At 50.2% G+C, this 17,256-nt stretch carries 10 protein-coding genes and 1 pseudogene; 7 read left to right on the top strand and 4 right to left on the bottom strand.

Annotation, left to right across the window (positions count from 1 at the left end):
* Nucleotides 1–132 precede the first annotated feature (132 nt).
* From NDI45_RS17730 to NDI45_RS17720, 3 genes and pseudogenes are all read right to left on the bottom strand, one after another.
* Nucleotides 133–477 (bottom strand): annotated as a pseudogene (locus tag NDI45_RS17730) (transposase); the annotation flags it as partial.
* 371 nt (nt 478–848) lie between these two features.
* The gene (locus NDI45_RS17725) at nt 849–1,625 is read right to left on the bottom strand and encodes a DUF5602 domain-containing protein (RefSeq protein ID WP_348248131.1); all 777 of its coding nucleotides are present in this window, start codon (nt 1,623–1,625) and stop codon (nt 849–851) included.
* A 199-nt stretch (nt 1,626–1,824) separates the two neighbouring features.
* Nucleotides 1,825–1,965 carry a hypothetical protein gene (locus tag NDI45_RS17720; RefSeq protein ID WP_190791826.1) on the bottom strand — a complete coding sequence of 47 codons (141 nt, stop codon included), beginning with the start codon at nt 1,963–1,965 and terminating at the stop codon, nt 1,825–1,827.
* Nucleotides 1,966–2,358: 393 nt separating this feature from the next.
* Here NDI45_RS17720 and NDI45_RS17715 point away from each other — a divergent pair, with 393 nt between their 5' ends.
* Both NDI45_RS17715 and NDI45_RS17710 read left to right on the top strand, forming a co-directional pair.
* Nucleotides 2,359–6,915 carry an ATP-binding protein gene (locus NDI45_RS17715; protein WP_348248130.1) on the top strand — a complete coding sequence of 1,519 codons (4,557 nt, stop codon included), beginning with the start codon at nt 2,359–2,361 and terminating at the stop codon, nt 6,913–6,915.
* A 42-nt stretch (nt 6,916–6,957) separates the two neighbouring features.
* Nucleotides 6,958–8,259, top strand: coding sequence for a S41 family peptidase (locus tag NDI45_RS17710; RefSeq protein ID WP_348248129.1), 1,302 nt, complete (start codon nt 6,958–6,960; stop codon nt 8,257–8,259).
* Between the two features lie 123 nt (nt 8,260–8,382).
* Here NDI45_RS17710 and NDI45_RS17705 read toward each other — a convergent pair whose 3' ends face one another.
* Complete coding sequence (locus NDI45_RS17705; RefSeq protein WP_348248128.1) at nt 8,383–8,886, bottom strand: GNAT family N-acetyltransferase; 504 nt, start codon at nt 8,884–8,886, stop codon at nt 8,383–8,385.
* Between the two features lie 485 nt (nt 8,887–9,371).
* Here NDI45_RS17705 and NDI45_RS17700 point away from each other — a divergent pair, with 485 nt between their 5' ends.
* The 5 genes from NDI45_RS17700 (at nt 9,372) to NDI45_RS17680 (ending at nt 17,185) form a co-directional block, all read left to right on the top strand.
* Nucleotides 9,372–9,989, top strand: coding sequence for an Lrp/AsnC family transcriptional regulator (locus tag NDI45_RS17700; protein ID WP_242067460.1), 618 nt, complete (start codon nt 9,372–9,374; stop codon nt 9,987–9,989).
* A gap of 431 nt (nt 9,990–10,420) precedes the next feature.
* Nucleotides 10,421–11,305 carry a lysophospholipase gene (locus NDI45_RS17695; protein ID WP_348248127.1) on the top strand — a complete coding sequence of 295 codons (885 nt, stop codon included), beginning with the start codon at nt 10,421–10,423 and terminating at the stop codon, nt 11,303–11,305.
* Nucleotides 11,306–11,415: 110 nt separating this feature from the next.
* On the top strand, nt 11,416–13,482 hold the full coding sequence (locus tag NDI45_RS17690) for an AMP-binding protein (protein WP_348248126.1): 2,067 nt from the start codon (nt 11,416–11,418) through the stop codon (nt 13,480–13,482).
* Nucleotides 13,483–13,523: 41 nt separating this feature from the next.
* Nucleotides 13,524–15,959 (top strand): 3-hydroxyacyl-CoA dehydrogenase NAD-binding domain-containing protein, encoded by a 2,436-nt coding sequence (locus NDI45_RS17685; protein WP_348248125.1) that lies wholly within the window; start codon nt 13,524–13,526, stop codon nt 15,957–15,959.
* A 44-nt stretch (nt 15,960–16,003) separates the two neighbouring features.
* Entirely contained in the window at nt 16,004–17,185 is a 1,182-nt protein-coding gene (locus tag NDI45_RS17680; RefSeq protein WP_348248144.1) for an acetyl-CoA C-acyltransferase, read from the top strand.
* Nucleotides 17,186–17,256 lie beyond the last annotated feature (71 nt).

Raw genomic sequence — 17,256 nt, 5'->3', positions numbered from 1 at the left:
GAGAAGATTTTCAAGTCCTATCAAGCTGCTTTCAGGTCTGGGATTGGAAGAATCTGGAAGGTATCCATCCAATCCATCAACTGATGTAAGGCTCGTTTGAGTCTAGGTACTGGAAAAACATGCAATCATTGTTCTAGGTTTATAAATCTTGGACAGCAAAGGATAGGTAATGCCATCAACAACGGCATAGGCATTGACACTGACGATCCCATTGGCAGTTTTACCCAGATTACCAATGTATTGTTTGGCAACGTAGTCAGTGGTGCTGCCCTTCTTGGCATCTCCTGTTTTATCAATACACAAGCTGATGGGTCGAGTTCCAATCTGTTGTCGAATCAGATGCAACCGAATAGCTCTGGCTTGTTCAATCTGCCACATCGCATCGCGCAGAAAGTGATGTAAATTTTGCTTATCTTTGAGTCCGGTGAGTTTGGCATTATGCTGCAAGTTCCCGGTAGGGACATGATTAGAACTCATTTGGCTAGGCGTTTGAGGGTAGGTTTGCCAAGTTGCAGCCGCATAACGTTCCGCTTGCACAGCGACCGTATTGAGGTAGTCGATTGAGTCCGAAAAGCCACTAGCGGCGAGTGAAGCGGATTGTTAGCTGGCTTCGCCCCAAGCCCTTGCCCTTGTTCTGTGAGGTGATTAGCCATTCCTGAAACTACTCAGGAAGCGACCCTTGCGATATCTGCGAAGCAGCACGGGTGGGGCAGAAGGCGATCGCTCAGTAGGAGAGGATTGATGATCCTAGAAAAGCAATTTGGGAACCCTCATTCTCTAGTCGTTTTAGAAGAGGGTGAACCCTGTGATGCAAAATGTGTCGAAAATCAATCCCGTCAAATCAGCTTTTAATGGTTTGGGGTCTGACTGATTGGGGCCGATCGCGTAAAATCAGTTAGTGCAATAACGTGTTCTCCTGTAGCTTCGTTGTAGGTAATGCGATAAGCGGTCGGATAGGCACCCGGCCTGGCATAACGGGCAGGAAGCGCGATTGCCCCCTCAAACTCTTGTTGGCTTTGTAAAAAGTCGATCGTCACCATCGGTTCTACAAACGCCATTTCCCCGTTGTAAAAGCCATAAATCATTGTGTGGTCAAACCCGTGTGGAACACCGTGAAACTCGTCTGCGGTGGGGTCGATCCAATGGGCACCCTGACGGGGCTCCGCACTTTCTGGAGCTAACACGTACCCCGCTGGAATTAACTCTGGGGCAGGGGTGGCATACACCGTTTCTAGATTGGCTCCGGTTGCCGTAATCGCTTCTCGCTCTCGGGGGGAGATGACATAAGCATGAACATCAAAATGAGGGAGATGATAAATCTCATCGGGGGCATGACCATGCGAGCGCCAATCCAACCCAATGTGGGTAATGGCAGTGGTTGAAGCCTCGGGAGGGAGTTGCAGCAGATATTCCTCTGCATGATCGGGAAGGTTAGACAGGGCATCGCCGGATAAGATCACACCAACTTCCGTAGGGCTGCCATTGTCGTCTAACTCAACATAAGTGCGAACGGTGCCGTCCCCAAGCGATCGCGGTTGGCTCTCAAAGGTAGATGCTTGGCATCCAATCTGGATGGACAGAACAAGCAAAGTGGAGCAAGCCGAAACCAGAAAATTGCTACGCATAATGAAACCTCAGACTTTTACAATGATTCAGCTGCCAGATTTTGGAACAGGATACTCTTCTCGTTTTCAGGGTTGATCTGGGGATGTTTGTAGAGAGGCTCTACCTCATGAAGGGGAGAGAGATAAAACCTTTGGATTTCATCACACAAAGCCCTGTAACGGGAAGACTGCGCCAGCGATAGAATACGGGTCTGGCTAATTACGTACCGTGGGCATTCTCTGCGATCGCAATATACGCATTGTGAAACAGGGGAAACTCAAAAAATTGTCCATTCATTAGTTCGGCAAGGACTTCGGCAACACGGCTGGGGTTTGCAGCGAAAATGATGTGGCGTAACATCTTGACGACCTCAAACGTTTTTCTTAAAAGGGGTTCTAGAAGAACTTGATGTTTTTAGTATGGCAATGCCCAGTTGAAAAGCCCAGGGAATATAAGACCACTTAGTTAGTAATTTAAGCGGTAAGTTAAAAGGATAGTTGAGATGGATCAAATAGTTTACAGTTGCTTGCTCAATTCGCCATCCTAAGGCTTTGGAGCCAAGCCAGATTTAACAGACCTGGACAAGCGCAATTGTTGTAAACGCGGAGTGGTTTTAACCGCACAGGGACAGCAGAAATTACAGGCGGCACGGCGGCAAGCAGGAGCAAGCATAACATTTACGAAGAGACGGGACTGCCAGCTTCCCCACTCGAACCGCGAAATGCCTAATATGAAGAAGAGGGAGGACGGCGAATGAACAGACACAGAACAAGTCCCTTCCCCAAGTTTGGGGAGATGGGAACACGGATGCAGGCAATGGAGTGGGCACAAACGCCAGTGGGGGCTGTCGAATCCTGGTCGCAAAGCCTGAAATCAACTGTTCGCACGCTGTTAGGCTCGCGTTACCCCATGATCTTGCTGTGGGAGCAAGAGCTAATTCAGATTTACAACGATGCTTACATCAATCTGATTGGCACGAAACATCCCTATGCGCTGGGACGATCGATCCGGGAAACTCAAGCTGAGTCCTGGGATGTGATCGGTCCGATGATTACCGAAGTCATGACGACTGGGGTTCCCAACTGGGTGGAAGACCAGATGCTCGCAGTGAACCGCTCCGGCTACAACGAGGAAGCTCATTTTAGTTTGTCCTACAGTGCCGTTGAAGATGATGCAGGCACGATTCGCGGAATGCTCTGTGTCTGTAGCGAAGTGACGCAGCAGGTGTTAGGAGAGCGACGGTTGCGTTTGCAGCGCGACCTGGCAGCACAGGCAGGGGAAACGCGTAGTGTGGATGCAACCTGTCAGGATATTCTGGCGACGATCGCGGACTGTCTGCTAGATGTACCCTTTGCCCTGATCTACTTGAGCGACTTCAACGACCAAACCCTAAAGCTCTGCGGCAGCGTGGGGATGAACGGCAATCTAGCGATTGTTCCAACAGCTGTCCTGCTTTCAGAATCACTGGCAGAAACAGCGGATCGATGGTCTCTAGCAAAAGCGATGGCAGGTCAAACCGCGATCGTCTCAGAGCTTGATCGGGACACCACCATTCCTGGCGGACCTTGGAACGAAAGCGTGAGCCAGGCGATCGCCTTACCGATTCCGTCGTCGAATGTGGCTGCACCGCTAGGAGTGCTGATTTGTGGCATCAGTCCGAATCGGGCGCTGGATGAAGGCTACCAGTCGTTTTATGAGCTGTTGGCTGGACAGGTTTCCGTGTCGATCCGCAATGCTCAAGCTTATGAAGAAGAACGCCGCCGCGCCGAAATGCTGGCAGAAATCGATCGGGCAAAAACGGTTTTCTTTTCCAATGTCAGCCACGAGTTTCGCACACCGCTGACCTTGATGCTGAATCCGCTAGAGGATTTGCTTCAGAATGACCATTTGCCTGCCGCCGAACGAGAACAAATTGCCGTGGCGCATCGCAACAGCCAGCGTTTGTTAAAGCTGGTCAACACATTACTCGACTTTTCTCGGCTTGAGGCGGGGCGAATTCAAGCCGTTTATGAGGCAACCGATCTGGCAAGCCTGACGGCTGATCTCGCTAGTGGGTTTCGATCGGCGATCGAGAAAGCAGGGTTACAGCTTGTCGTGAATTGTCTTCCGCTGCCTGAACCCGTGTATGTCGATCGCGAAATGTGGGAGAAGATTGTCCTTAACTTGCTCTCTAACGCCTTCAAGTTCACCTTTGAGGGACAAATCTCGGTGTCACTGTATCCGGTGGACGCTGCGGTTGAACTGATCGTTCAAGATACGGGAACTGGCATTCCGGCTCATGAGCTGCCCCGTCTATTTGAACGATTTCATCGGGTTGCCGGGGCGCAGGGTCGCTCCTATGAAGGTTCGGGCATTGGACTGTCGCTGGTGCAGGAATTGGTCAAGCTGCATGGGGGAACGGTGACTGCGAGCAGTGTGGAGAAGGAAGGAAGTACTTTTGTTGTGCGATTGCCGATCGGGTGTGCTCACCTGCCGTCGGAGCAGATTCAATCCGTCCGAACCCAGGCTTCAACGGCTTCAGGCGCAACGGCTTATGTCGAAGAAGCCCTAGAGTGGGTTGTGGAGCGCCGCGAAGACTCAGCAGCGTTACCTCCCCGTGTTTCTGCCCGAATTTTGTTAGCCGATGACAATGCGGATATGCGTCACTACCTGCAACGGCTCCTGAGGGAACACTATGAGGTCGAAGCAGTTGCCGATGGTCAAGCTGCCCTGGAAGCGGCTCGTGCCCAATTGCCGGATTTAGTGCTCACCGATGTGATGATGCCCCGGCTCGATGGCTTTGAACTGCTGCGGCAACTCCGGGCTGATCCCCAAACTCGCGAGATTCCCATTTTGCTGCTCTCAGCGCGAGCGGGTGAAGAAGCTGCCGTTGAGGGACTGGAAGCGGGAGCCGATGATTATTTGGTCAAGCCTTTTAGCGCGAGAGAACTGCTGGCGCGGGTGGCAACGAATTTGGAGTTGGGTCGATCGCGTCGCGTCGCCAACCAACAGCGTTTTCGCTTTCTCGCAGAATCGATTCCGCAAATGGTTTGGACAGCGGATGCTCAAGGTTGGGTTGATTATTACAGCCCTCGCTGGTTCGACTACACTGGGCTAACCCTGGCACAAACTCAGGGATTGGGCTGGCAGAAAATTATTCATCCCGACGATCGCGCCGACAGCATCAGGCGATGGACTCAAGCCGCTGAGCAAAAGACAAGCTATGACGTAGAACATCGCTTGAAACGAGCGGACGGCAGCTACTGTTGGCATCTCACCCGTGCCCTGCCGATGCTGGATGAGCAAGGTCAAGTCATTCGCTGGTTTGGCACCTGTACAGACATTACCGAGCGCAAACAAGCGGAAAAAGCATTAAAAGAGAGTACTGAGCAATTAAGTTTGGCATTGGCGGCTGCAAAACTGGGAGACTGGAGTTGGAACGCAGCAACCGACATCGTGACATTGTCAGGGCAAGCGGCTGAGATATTTGGCATTCCACCAGGACCCTATATGACCTGGATCCAAATGCAAAAACTCCTTCATCCAGACGATCGAGAGCGAGCAGGTTTACAGGTTGAAAAAGCGATTGCTGGACGCAGCGACTACGACATTGAATATCGAGTGATTCATCCGGATGGAACAGAACAATGGATCGCTGCCAAAGGACGTGCTCAGTACGACTCGTTCGGGCAGGTTCTCGGAATGATGGGTGTTGTGCAAGACATCACGCATCGAAAGCAAGCTGAGACAGAGCGAGAACAGCTTTTGGCAAGAGCGCAGTCAGCCAGTGAAACGCTTCAAAGATTTATTGAACGTACTCCGGCTGCGGTTGTTATGCTGGATCGAGAAATGCGCTACCTTTTTGCCAGCGATCGCTGGATGAGCGAGTATGCTCCAGGTTATACCAATCTCAAGGGTTTATCGCATTACGAGGTCATAACGGATATTCCAGAACGCTGGCAGCAGGTTCATCAGCGTTGTCTGGCAGGAGCAACAGAACGATGCGAAGAGGATTGCTACCTGCGCTCAGATGGATCAATGGTCTGGCTCCATTGGGAAATTTTGCCCTGGTATGCCAGCGGTGGCGAAATTGGCGGCATTATCATTTTTGCTGAAAACATTACCGAACGAAAGCAAGCCGAACAAGAACGTGAAAAATTGTTAGAACGCGAACAGAATGCCCGGAGAGAAGCCGAACAAGCCAACCGGATTAAAGATGAATTTTTGGCAGTGCTGTCTCACGAACTGCGATCACCCCTTAATCCCATTCTGGGATGGGCAAAGCTGCTGCAAGCACATCAGTTTGATGAAGCAGCAACAAGGCGTGCCCTGGAAACGATCGAGCGCAATGCTAAGCTGCAAACCCAACTCATTGATGATTTACTCGATGTCTCACGGATTCTGCGCGGCAAACTGATGCTAGATGTTTGTCCAGTTAATTTAGTCACGGTCGTTGATGCTGCTCTGGAAACCGTACACTTGTCTGCTGAAGCAAAAGGGATTGAAGTACAGAAGGTTATCGCCAGTGAAATTGAACCAGTCTCAGGGGATGTCGCTCGTCTTCAACAGGTGGTCTGGAATTTGCTCAGTAATGCAATCAAATTTACCCCGTCAGGCGGAACCGTAGAGATTCGACTAGCGCAAACCAATACTCACGTTCAAATTCAAGTTCAAGACACCGGCAAAGGAATTGCTCCGCAGTTTCTACCCCATGTGTTTGAATACTTCCGACAGGAGGACGGCACAACAACCCGTAAGTTTGGTGGATTGGGGTTAGGGTTGGCGATCGTCCAGTACTTAACGGAACTACACGGCGGAACGGTTCAGGCAGAAAGCCCTGGAGAAGGATTAGGCGCAACATTTACTGTTCTATTACCAGCGTCAAAAAGTCGACGTGGAGAAAATCCAGGTCAGCCCGAGCCTTTAAGCTCCTCAGTAAAAGCTCTCCCCCTGGCAGGCTTCCGAGTTTTAGCGGTAGACGATCAAGCCGATATGCGAGAACTGGTTCTTGCCATTTTGGAACAAACCGGAGCAGAAATAAAAGTAACAACCTCTGCGATCGAAGCTCTAGAAACCTTAGATGTATTCAAGCCTGATATTCTCGTTAGCGACATTGGGATGCCAGAAATGGATGGCTATGAACTCCTACGTCAGATTAGAAGCCGATCGTCAGAAGACAACGGGGATGTTCTTGCAATTGCGCTAACAGCTTACGCCGGGGAACTTAACCAACAACAGGCACTTGCAGCAGGATTCCAGGGGCACATTGCTAAACCAGTTGACCCGGAGAAGTTAGTGGATGTAATCATCTCCTTAATGAAAGAGAAATAGATGGGTGAAGTTCCACTTATTTGAATAGGGATTAGAACAGTAATGGCTCATTTTTCTTCTCGTTTTTATAAACCAGCGAAGTATTTTGCAAAGTATTTTTCGATCGCGCTGATTAGCTTTGCAGCGTTGTTTTTGCTTTGGTTTATATCTCCTGTTTCATCTCAGGAATCAATCGAAGAGAAAGTATTTAACGAGGTTTGGCAGACGGTCAATGAGAATTTTTACGATGAGAATTTTAACGGGATTGACTGGGCAGCGATGCGAGACAAATACAAACCGCAAGCCGCAGCAGTTCAAACTCGTCAACAGCTTGCAGGAATCGTGAATCAGATGCTAGCTGAACTGAAGACTTCTCATACCCATTTCTACTTGCCCAATGAAACTGCTTATTATCAACTTTTAGGAATTTTTCAGCCTGACATTCAAGATCTGCCGTCCGCTGCAAAAGCACTGTTTCCAAATGACAAGTATGAGTACACGGGCATTGGTATCTTTACAAAAAACATTAACGAGAAACTATTTGTAAGCGGGATATTAGAGGGCAGTCCAGCCGCAAGTACCAGCCTGAGGGTCGGCGATCAATTGCTGAACGTAGACGGCAAACCTTATCAAGCGATTGATTCTTTTGCAGGTAAAGCCGGGCAGAGTGTGACACTGTTAGTTCAGCGATCGCCTGACCCGAATAGCCAGCAAGAAATTAGTGTAACTCCGCAGAAATTTGACGCGACGACCCTATTCAAAGATGCTCAACAGGCAAGCACTCAAATCATTGAGCAGCAAGGGAAACGCATTGGCTATCTTCATATCTGGTCCAATGCCGCTGACTCTCACCAGCAGCAAATGATCCAAGAGTTGATGTTTGGTAAACTCGCCGAGGCAGATGGCTTAGTGCTCGATATCCGTGACGGCTGGGGCGGGGGGTCGATCGATTATCTCAATTTCTTCACGGGCGAGAGTCCGAGCGTCACCAGTATCAGACGAGATGGCAATGCGTTCGTTGCAAACTATCGCTGGAAAAAACCTGTGGTGCTGTTGATGAACGAAGGCAGCAGAAGCAGCAAAGAGATTATTGCTTATGGCTTTCAGCAGTCCAAAATCGGGGCTTCAGTTGGCACGACGACCGCAGGCGCAGTGGTAGCAGGACGTGGATTTGTGATGCAGGATGGCAGTTTGGTGTATGTCGCTGTAGCTGATGTTTTGGTGGATGGAAATCAGCGATTAGAAGGAAAAGGAGTTACCCCAGAGATTGCTGTGACCTTTCCACTCCAATATGCAGCAGGGGCCGATCCTCAAAAACAGCAGGCGATCGACACGCTCATCAGCGCAATTGCAAACTTGCCCTGAAGATAGCAGTAGAGGAGCAAGGCGATTTGTCCAAAAGTGATTCAAGCTAGCGGAAAGGGCTACGTGATTCAGCAGGGTAAAGGACAATTTCTCGCTGTGGGCATCGAAGCAGGCTAACCACGGCTAGAAATCTTTCAGCCGCTTGTATTTCTCGTCTACCAGAACAACTGAAGTCTCAACTTGCCGAGCTGAAATCGTCCAATATCGCTTCAGCAGGTCATTCTTCTCCTCCTCGGCAACAAGACAAAAACCGTTCTTCTCATAAAAACCGATCGCCCAATTAGCCGCTTTCCAGGTTCCAATCAAAATTGGTTTTGTTGAGTCTTTAATTAATTCCCGAAGTAGGAGTGTTCCGATGCCTGTGTTCCTTTGTTTTGTTCTGACATACGCATGGCGAATTAGCTCAACATCCGTTTTGTCCTGAATTCCCATCACTCCAATCATTTCATTATTATCGATGTAACATGAAAACTCTACGCCGCTCTCGATTTGCACTTTTAACTCTTCTTGAGTCATATAGGGCTCGTGCCAGCAGTCAGGGGGAATAATCCCTTTATAAGCAATTGCCGCATCATTAATGATATTGAAGATTTCCTCAAAGTCTTTATCAGCACTTTTTCGTATCATGGGATTTACATTTCTCGTCAAATTTTCTGTTAACTTCAGAATTGTAAACTGCAGACTATCGTTAACAATGCCTGTTGATTCCAGCTCTATCCGATGTTAACTAATTGCTTTTCGTTAAACGGTTCACTTTTCTCCCACAATTGCTCAAATGCCAGGCTCATTATACTGACCCTACCTGGGTGACGAATCGCGATCGACGGGAAGCTGGGCGAGCCTCCCAACGAGTTTTGCATCCAGACCAAGGCAATAGCATCAAACACCTACATCTCTAACGGCAGCTCTTGCCAGTTAAACACATCTGTCCTTGTACAGATTTTATTCAGACTAAAGTTTCATTTATAAACTCGATCGTTCCATCTAGATCAGAAAGCTCTGTTTTATCGAGTTCAGAGTGTTAAAAATTAACTCGAATTCTTGACTTTATTTAGAACAATTTACTAGATTGTGAGTATAAAAAATTAGTAGCTGAAGCCGGAGGGGGAGACTTGAAGAAGAAACTCTCTGGGGTCAAACTCACCGATAAGCTGACAACTAACGAGCAAAATACGAACGAACAAGATACAAACAAGCAAAATACAAGCAAACAAAATACGAACAAGCAAAATACAAATAAACAAGTCGGGCAATCCCAGCAACTCGACGAGCGAGATCGGCTACTGCTGCAACTTCTTCAAGAAAACAGCCGAATGAGTAATGCCGAACTTGCGCGCCAGCTAAAACTTACCGCTCCTGGGCTGCAAAAGCGGCTCAAAAAGTTAGAAGACAACGGGTTTATCGATCGCTACGTAACCCTAGTCAACCGCGAGGCGTTGGGATTGGATCTGCTCTGCTTTGCTCAGGTCACTCTTGCCCATCATCAACCGGAGTGCGTGGGGCAGTTTTGTGAACAGGTGCAAGGGCTACCGGAGGTGCTGGAATGCCATCACTTGACTGGGGAATTTGACTACCTGCTTAAAGTGGTTGCATTCGATCGTCAATGCTTGGAACAACTAATGAGTGAAACTATCACCCAAATTCCAGGTGTCGATAGAGTTAAAACGAATATTGTTTTAACCGAGGTCAAAGCCTCAACCTCCCTGCCGTTAACAAATCAGCATTGTTGACTTGAAAAACGCTTTCGTGGGAGGCAACTCGGCGCAAACGCTGGTACTTGCGTTACCTGTTAGAGCCTGGTAGGAACCAAGGTCATGAGGGTGAACTTGTATTGCGCTGAATGCACAATACGTTGACTCCAACCGGTTTACTCCAGGATTGCCTTCCCCACTGAATTTGGCTCCATTCTTTCAAGTGTCACAGGTTCAGTTGCTGAGTGTGTGATGCCTGCTTCCAGGGTGTGTCTTAGAACTCTTGATAGTCCGAAAAAAGGCGTTGCTGAATAAGCGTATGATACGCCCCCCTAGCCCCCAAAGTTGGGGGGAACCAGAATTCAAAGTCCCCCAGCATTGGGGGATTTAGGGGGCGATGCAGAAGCTAAATTTGCACCGTTCATATCCCGATTCAGCAACGCCCGAAAAATACCTGTTGGGGGAATTCCATGAAGCATAAACAGGGAAGGTTTAAAGGATTTCGAGGATGCCAACTGTATTATCAAAGCTGGCTGCCAACGCAACCCAGTCAGGCGATGATTATCCTGGTGCATGGGCTGGGAGGACATAGCGGTGTTTTTAAAAATGTCGTTGAGTACTTAGTTCCCCAAGGCTATGAGGTATATGCCTTTGATTTGCGGGGACATGGGCGATCGCCCGGACAACGAGGGCATATCAACCACTGGAAGGAATTTCGAGAGGACTTGAGTGCCTTCTTGCACTATATTCGGTCGCAGCGCACCTGCTGCCCCTTGATTATCTGGGGACATAGCCTCGGTGGAACCATTACTCTGGACTATGCATTACGATCGCCCAACGACATTCAAGGACTCATTCTCTCAGCACCAGCACTCAGTAAAATCAATATTGCCCGAACAAAACTGGTGTTGGGGCGGATGTTGTCCAGAACGGTGCCGCGCTTCAGTCTCAAATTGGGAATTCGCAATGAGTATGGTTCACGGGATCCAGAAGCGATCGCTGCCTATACTCAAGACCCTCTGCGCCATGAATACGGCAGTGCCCGGTTGGCAACGGAGTTCTTTAAAACAGTGAATTGGATTCAGTCCCACGCCTCTGAACTGAAAATTCCACTCCTGATTATGCATGGCAGCAGCGATCGCGTCACGTTACCCGAAGGAAGCCGTGCATTCTTTCAACAGGTCATTTTTCCTGATAAGGAACATCGCGAATACGAAGGAAATTACCACGATTTATATATTGATAACGACTATGAGGAAATCTTCTCCGATCTCATAACTTGGCTCGATCAACACCTTGATCAAGCAGAATACTGCCAGCCTTTTAGCAGTTTTGGGTTAATCAATCCAACCTGATGCACAAGCTTTGTCGATTCGGAAATGATTTTTTAGTGAACGTAAGTTTAACAAAAAGCCATCCTTCAATATGCAATTGAGGAGAAGAAATTGTTTCTTCTGGAAAAACCATGCTATGGACAAAATCCCCTCGCTTGCCGACTGCATTTGTTCCCACCATCCCAGACACAACGCTACCTGCTCTGCTTGATCTAGCCTGCGATCGCGCTCTCAACTCCACCGCACTGAACCAACCAAGTCCTACAGACTGGCAATCGCTCTCAAACTATACCTTTCGGGAGCAGTGTCAGACTGTGGCGCAAGGACTGTTAAGCCTGGGTTTGCAGCCGGGCGATCGAATTGCCCTGCTGACTCAAAATGATACCCGGTTTGCGATCGCAGACATGGGGAGTTTGATGGCAAGTTTAGTTAATGTACCGATCGATCTAACACAGACGATCGAAAACATTATTTTCATCCTGCAACACAGCGAAGCCAGGCTACTGTGGGTCGCTCAGTGGGATTGGCTCGAACAACTTGTGCCCTACCTGGATCAGTTGCCTGTGCTCCAGCATGTTGTCGTTGAGTCTGTTCCTGAATCTATTCCTGAATCCGGGGCTGATTCTGAGGCTGAATTTGGGACTGAGCCTGAGAAGTGGAGGGCGATTAGCGCGAAGCGCAACTCCGAAGGAACCGCTCTGCCCCATTTCTGTCACATTCTTTCGCTGACGGAATTGCAAAATCGGGGACAAGAACAGGCAGCAACGGGGTTAGAGCGACCTATCCTGTCTCCTCAGAATTTAGCGACCATCATTTATATTCCCGCAGCCAACGGCGAACTGTTAGGGGTAATGCTGACTCATCGCAATTTAGTAGGCAGTGCTTTGGCTGCATTTGCCAGTTTATCGGGTTTACAGTGGGGGGCAGAGGAAACCGTTCTTTCATTTCTACCGTTAACGCACGTATTTGCTCGCTGTTTGCTCTACGGGCATCTGTACTATGGACACAGCATTTACTTTTCCACTCCCAATCAGATCCTCAAACATCTCAAACAAGTTCAGCCAACGATTCTCGCAACCGTTCCCATTTTTCTAGAAAAAATCTTTAATAAGTTTCTGGAGTGGGGGCAACAGGTTGAATCGAAGTGGAAGCAGCGCGTTTTTACCTGGACTCTCAAGCTGATGCGATCCAACGCTTCAGGTCGACCGTTGAGCAGACATCATGCGGTTTTGCTGCGGCTCGCAGATCGATTGGTGCTGTCGCAGTGGCGATCGCTGTTTGGCGGACGAATCAAGTATATCCTCTGTGGCGGGGCTGCCCTGAAAGCAGAGTTGGTTCGTGGATTTGCGACGGCAGGGGTGACGGTTTTACAGGGCTATGGGCTGACGCAGGCGGGTATTGTTTGCTTCAATCGCGCGGAGCACAATCAAGCGGGAACTGTTGGCGTACCCATCCCTGGAACGGAAGTGGCAATCGCCCCTGATTCCGAAATTCTGGTGCGGGGAGATTTTATCACGCCGGGGTATTACAAAAATCCAGCGGCAACCCTGGAGCTGATTGATGCTCAGGGCTGGCTGCACACAGGCGATTTGGGTCACTTTACCTCCGATGGGCTACTGCAAATCACAGGTATTAAAAAACCACTGTTCAAGCTCTCGATAGGCAAATACATTGCCCCTCAGCCCATCGAAGCCCGGTTGATGCGATCGCCCTTTGTTGCACGAGCCTTAATTGTTGGTGCTGATCGGAAGTATTGTGCTGCCCTGATTTTGCCGGATTGGAGCGCGTTGGGCGATTACCCCTTCGGGGAACTGCAAAGCAACCGCCTGCAATCGCTCAGCCTGGATGATGAGAGGCTCTTGCAGCATCCTTGTACATTGGCACTTTATCAGTCTGTGGTTAACGCTGCAAATTGCCATTTGCCTTACTGGGCGATCGTCAAGCGGTTTCGGTTAATCTCGCCGCACTCCCACTCCGGAAAAGATTGGTTGAACGGAAACTTGAATCGAAATGAAGTGGCGATCGCCCTTACTTCAGACATCAACGATTTATATCAGGAAAGAAGCCCAAAAGATTCACCAAGTCAGCTAGCAGTGACCGATCGGGAGATGTCAGAAGTGATTTTAGAAATCACCTGTCCGATTCCTCCTGCTGTGGTTTGTCCCACTTACGCTCAGTCACTCCACATTACTCGCTAGACACTTCACCTTCAACTCATTGCACAGGAGGCATTTGACTCATGTTCCAACCTTTTCAAACGGTCGCTGTTTTGGGCGCGGGAGTCATGGGCAGCCAGATCGCAGCCCACCTTGCAAATGCAGGGCTAACCGTCCATCTTCTAGATCTGCCGGGATCGGAGGCAAACAAAAACGATCGGGTTGAAGCTCTGTTTAAGAAAGCACTCAAGCTTTCACCCCCAATCTGCTTCACTGGAAAGATAATTCACAGAATCACGCTGGGGAACTATGAGGAACACTTTCATCGTTTGAGCGGAGTCGATTGGGTGATTGAGGCAGTGATCGAAGATCTCCAGATTAAGCAACAATTGATGGAACGTCTGGAGGAGGTGATTCGCCCGGATGCGGTCGTCTCCAGTAATACGAGTGGATTAAGGATTGGGTCGATAGCCCAACATCGCTCTCTCTCCTTCCGTAAACGCTTTCTCGGCACTCATTTCTTTAATCCTCCCCGCTACCTCAAATTACTGGAACTGATTCCCACCGCTGACACCGATCCGGCTGTTGTGGAGTGCGTCCAGTGGTTTGCTGAGATGCATCTGGGTAAAGCGATCGTCCACGCCAAAGATACACCTAATTTCATCGCCAATCGAATTGGTGTATATGTCACGATGCTAGGTTTACGAGCCTGGACTCAGCAAGGATATACCATTGAGGAAATTGACACGCTCACTGGAGCGCTGATGGGCAGACCCAAATCTGCCACCTTCCGCACCGCCGACCTGGTGGGACTCGACACCCTGCTTGCGGTTCTGGAACACCTCTACCCCGCCCTACCAGACGACGAGAGCCGCGAAATCTTTCAGGTTCCCGAGATTCTGCGAAAACTGGTTTCTACGGGGACGCTGGGTGCGAAATCAGGACAGGGATTTTACAAGAAACAGCAATCTCAAATTCTCTCCGTCAACCCGGTGACGCTGGCGTATGAGCCTGCACAACCGATGAACCTGGGGGACAACCTGAAAGCGATTGCCAAAATTCCTGACCTGCACGATCGCCTGCGGGCACTGTATGACGATTCTAGCCGTGCGGGAGACTTCTTCCGCCAAACCATCCTGAACATCCTGACGTACAGTGCCCGTCGCATTCCAGAAATTGCCGATAGTCCCCTGGAAATCGATCGGGCGATGCGCTGGGGCTTTGGTTGGGAACTGGGCGTGTTTGAAATCTGGGATGCGCTGGGTTTCCAGCGGATACTCACCGATTTGCAGGCAGCACACCAGTCAATTCCAGATTGGGTTCTCCAAATGGCGGAGGCAGGGAACGATCGCTTTTATCAGCTCGAAAAAGCACCGTTATCTGATGCTCAAGTTTCCGCCCCGGTTCCCCAGATCTCGCCGTCACAACAGTGGCAGGTGTATCAGCCCAGTAATCAGCCCAGCAATCAGCCCAGAGGTCAATATGTCCCAATCCCTTCGCCCGTCGATGAGATCAATCTATCCATGCTGCGAAGCGACCCCAAACGGGTTGTCTGGCAGAACGCGGAAGCGGGATTAATCGATCTGGATGATGGCGTTTTGCTGTACGAGTTTCGATCGAAGGGCAATACGCTGAGCTTTAAAGTGATAGAGGGATTAACCGAAACGCTACGAATTTTAGAAAGTGATGACAACGTTAAAGGAGTCGTGATCGGCAATGAGAGCGATAATTTCTCAGGAGGCGCAAATTTAGCCGAGATAGGAATGCTCGCGCAGTCAAATCCAGCAGCGATCGCTCAACTGATTGAACAATTTCAGTCTACCCTTCAGCGTCTCCACTACGCGCCCAAGCCGATCGTTGCTGCAATTCAGGGGCGAGTGTTGGGGGGCGGCTGCGAACTCGTAATGGCTTGTCCTCAAGTGGTTGCTGCCGCAGAGACGTATATCGGTCTGGTTGAGCTGAGTGTAGGACTGATTCCCGGTGCGGGTGGCATTATGCGAATGGTGGCACGGGCAGGCGAACGAGCAGCTACCGCTACACCGGGACATGTTCAACCTTTCCTTCACAACGCCTTCGAGACGATCGCCACTGCCAAAGTTTCCAATAGTGCTGAGGAAGCAAAAGAGCTAGGATTTTTGCCGCCCACGGCTCGAATTGTGATGAATGGCGATCGCCGCCTTGCCATTGCCAAAGCAGAAGTCCTGCACCTCGATCGCATCGGTTATCTTCCTCCCCCCCGACAGCCTGCCATCCTGGTTGCAGGACGCTCAGGACAGGCAATGCTAGATCATGCCGCCTACGTGTTTGAACAAGCAGGGTACGCCAGCGAATACGATCGCTACCTGGCAGAACGATTGGCGTATGTGATGACGGGAGGAATGCTCTCGGCTCCAACGCAGGTATCCGAAGAATATTTGTTGCGGCTAGAGCGAGAAACATTCTTGCCCCTCCTCGCGCAACCCAAAACTCAAGAACGGATTGCTCACATTCTTAAAACGAAAAAGCCATTAAGAAATTAATCGTTCAACCAATCCTTGATGATTCCAAAGAGGACGCGAAGATGATGGAAACAGCTTATATCGTCAGTAGTGTACGAACTGCGGTTGGTAAAGCGCCTCGCGGTACGCTGCGAAATATGCGGCCAGATGACCTGGGGGCGATCGCCGTTGAAGGTGCTCTGAATGCAGTCGAAGGGGTGGAGCCGAAGGATATCGAAGACGTGGTTTTTGGCTGTGCCTTTCCCGAAGCAGAGCAGGGCTTCAACCTGGGACGAATTGTTGCTCAACGCGCAGGACTCCCCGATTCTGCGGCTGGCGTCACGGTCAACCGCTTCTGTGCCTCTGGGCTACAGTCGATCGCCTTAGCATCCCAGTCGATTGCGATGGGACAGGCAGATGCGATCGTGGCGGGAGGGGCTGAATCGATGAGCCTGATTCCAATGGGGGGACACCTGATTGCTCCCAATCCGGATCTGATTGACAACACTCCTCAGGTTTACATCACGATGGGTTTGACCGCTGAAAATGTAGCGCAACAGTACGGTGTTTCTCGTGCCGACCAGGATGCCTTTGCGCTGCGATCGCATCAGCGGGCAATTGCCGCCAACCAGTCGGGCAGGTTCGACGAGGAACTGGTCCCGATCACGGTTCAAACCAACCAGTATCACGAGGGACAGGTGCAGTCCAGCGAAATGGTTTTATCTCAGGATGAGGGACCGCGCCGCGATACGAGTCTGGAAGCCCTGTCTCAACTGCCGACAGCCTTTAAGGTCGGGGGCAGTGTGACAGCAGGTAACGCATCGCAAATGTCTGACGGGGCAGCCGCCACACTCCTGCTCAGTCAGCGCAAGGTCGAAGCGTTGGGTTTAAAACCGCTGGGACGCTTGCTCGGATTTGCCGTCGCGGGTGTTCCTCCCGAAATGATGGGCATTGGTCCTGTTGTCGCCATTCCTAAAGTCCTGGAACAGGTGGGACTCACGCTAAATGACATCGGCTTGATTGAATTGAACGAAGCGTTTGCCGCTCAATCTCTCGCCGTCATTCGCAAACTAGGCTTGAACGAAGACATTACCAACGTGAATGGTGGGGCGATCGCCCTCGGACATCCCCTGGGCTGCACCGGAGCCAAACTCACTGCTACCCTGCTGCACGAAATGAAACGCCGGGGGGTGCGCTACGGGTTAGTGACAATGTGCGTTGGAGGCGGCATGGGTGCTGCGGGCGTTTTCGAGAATTTGATGGCGTGACAGCAGACCATTGGTGCGATTTCACCAAGTCTGAACGTTTCAGCGCAGATGCCCTGCCGTGACAGTAATAC

Source organism: Leptolyngbya sp. GB1-A1 (genome assembly GCF_039962475.1).
GTDB lineage: Bacteria > Cyanobacteriota > Cyanobacteriia > Elainellales > Elainellaceae > Leptolyngbya_A.
Note: the sequence above shows the minus strand (reverse complement) of the source record. Positions and strands in the feature narration are given on the sequence as shown.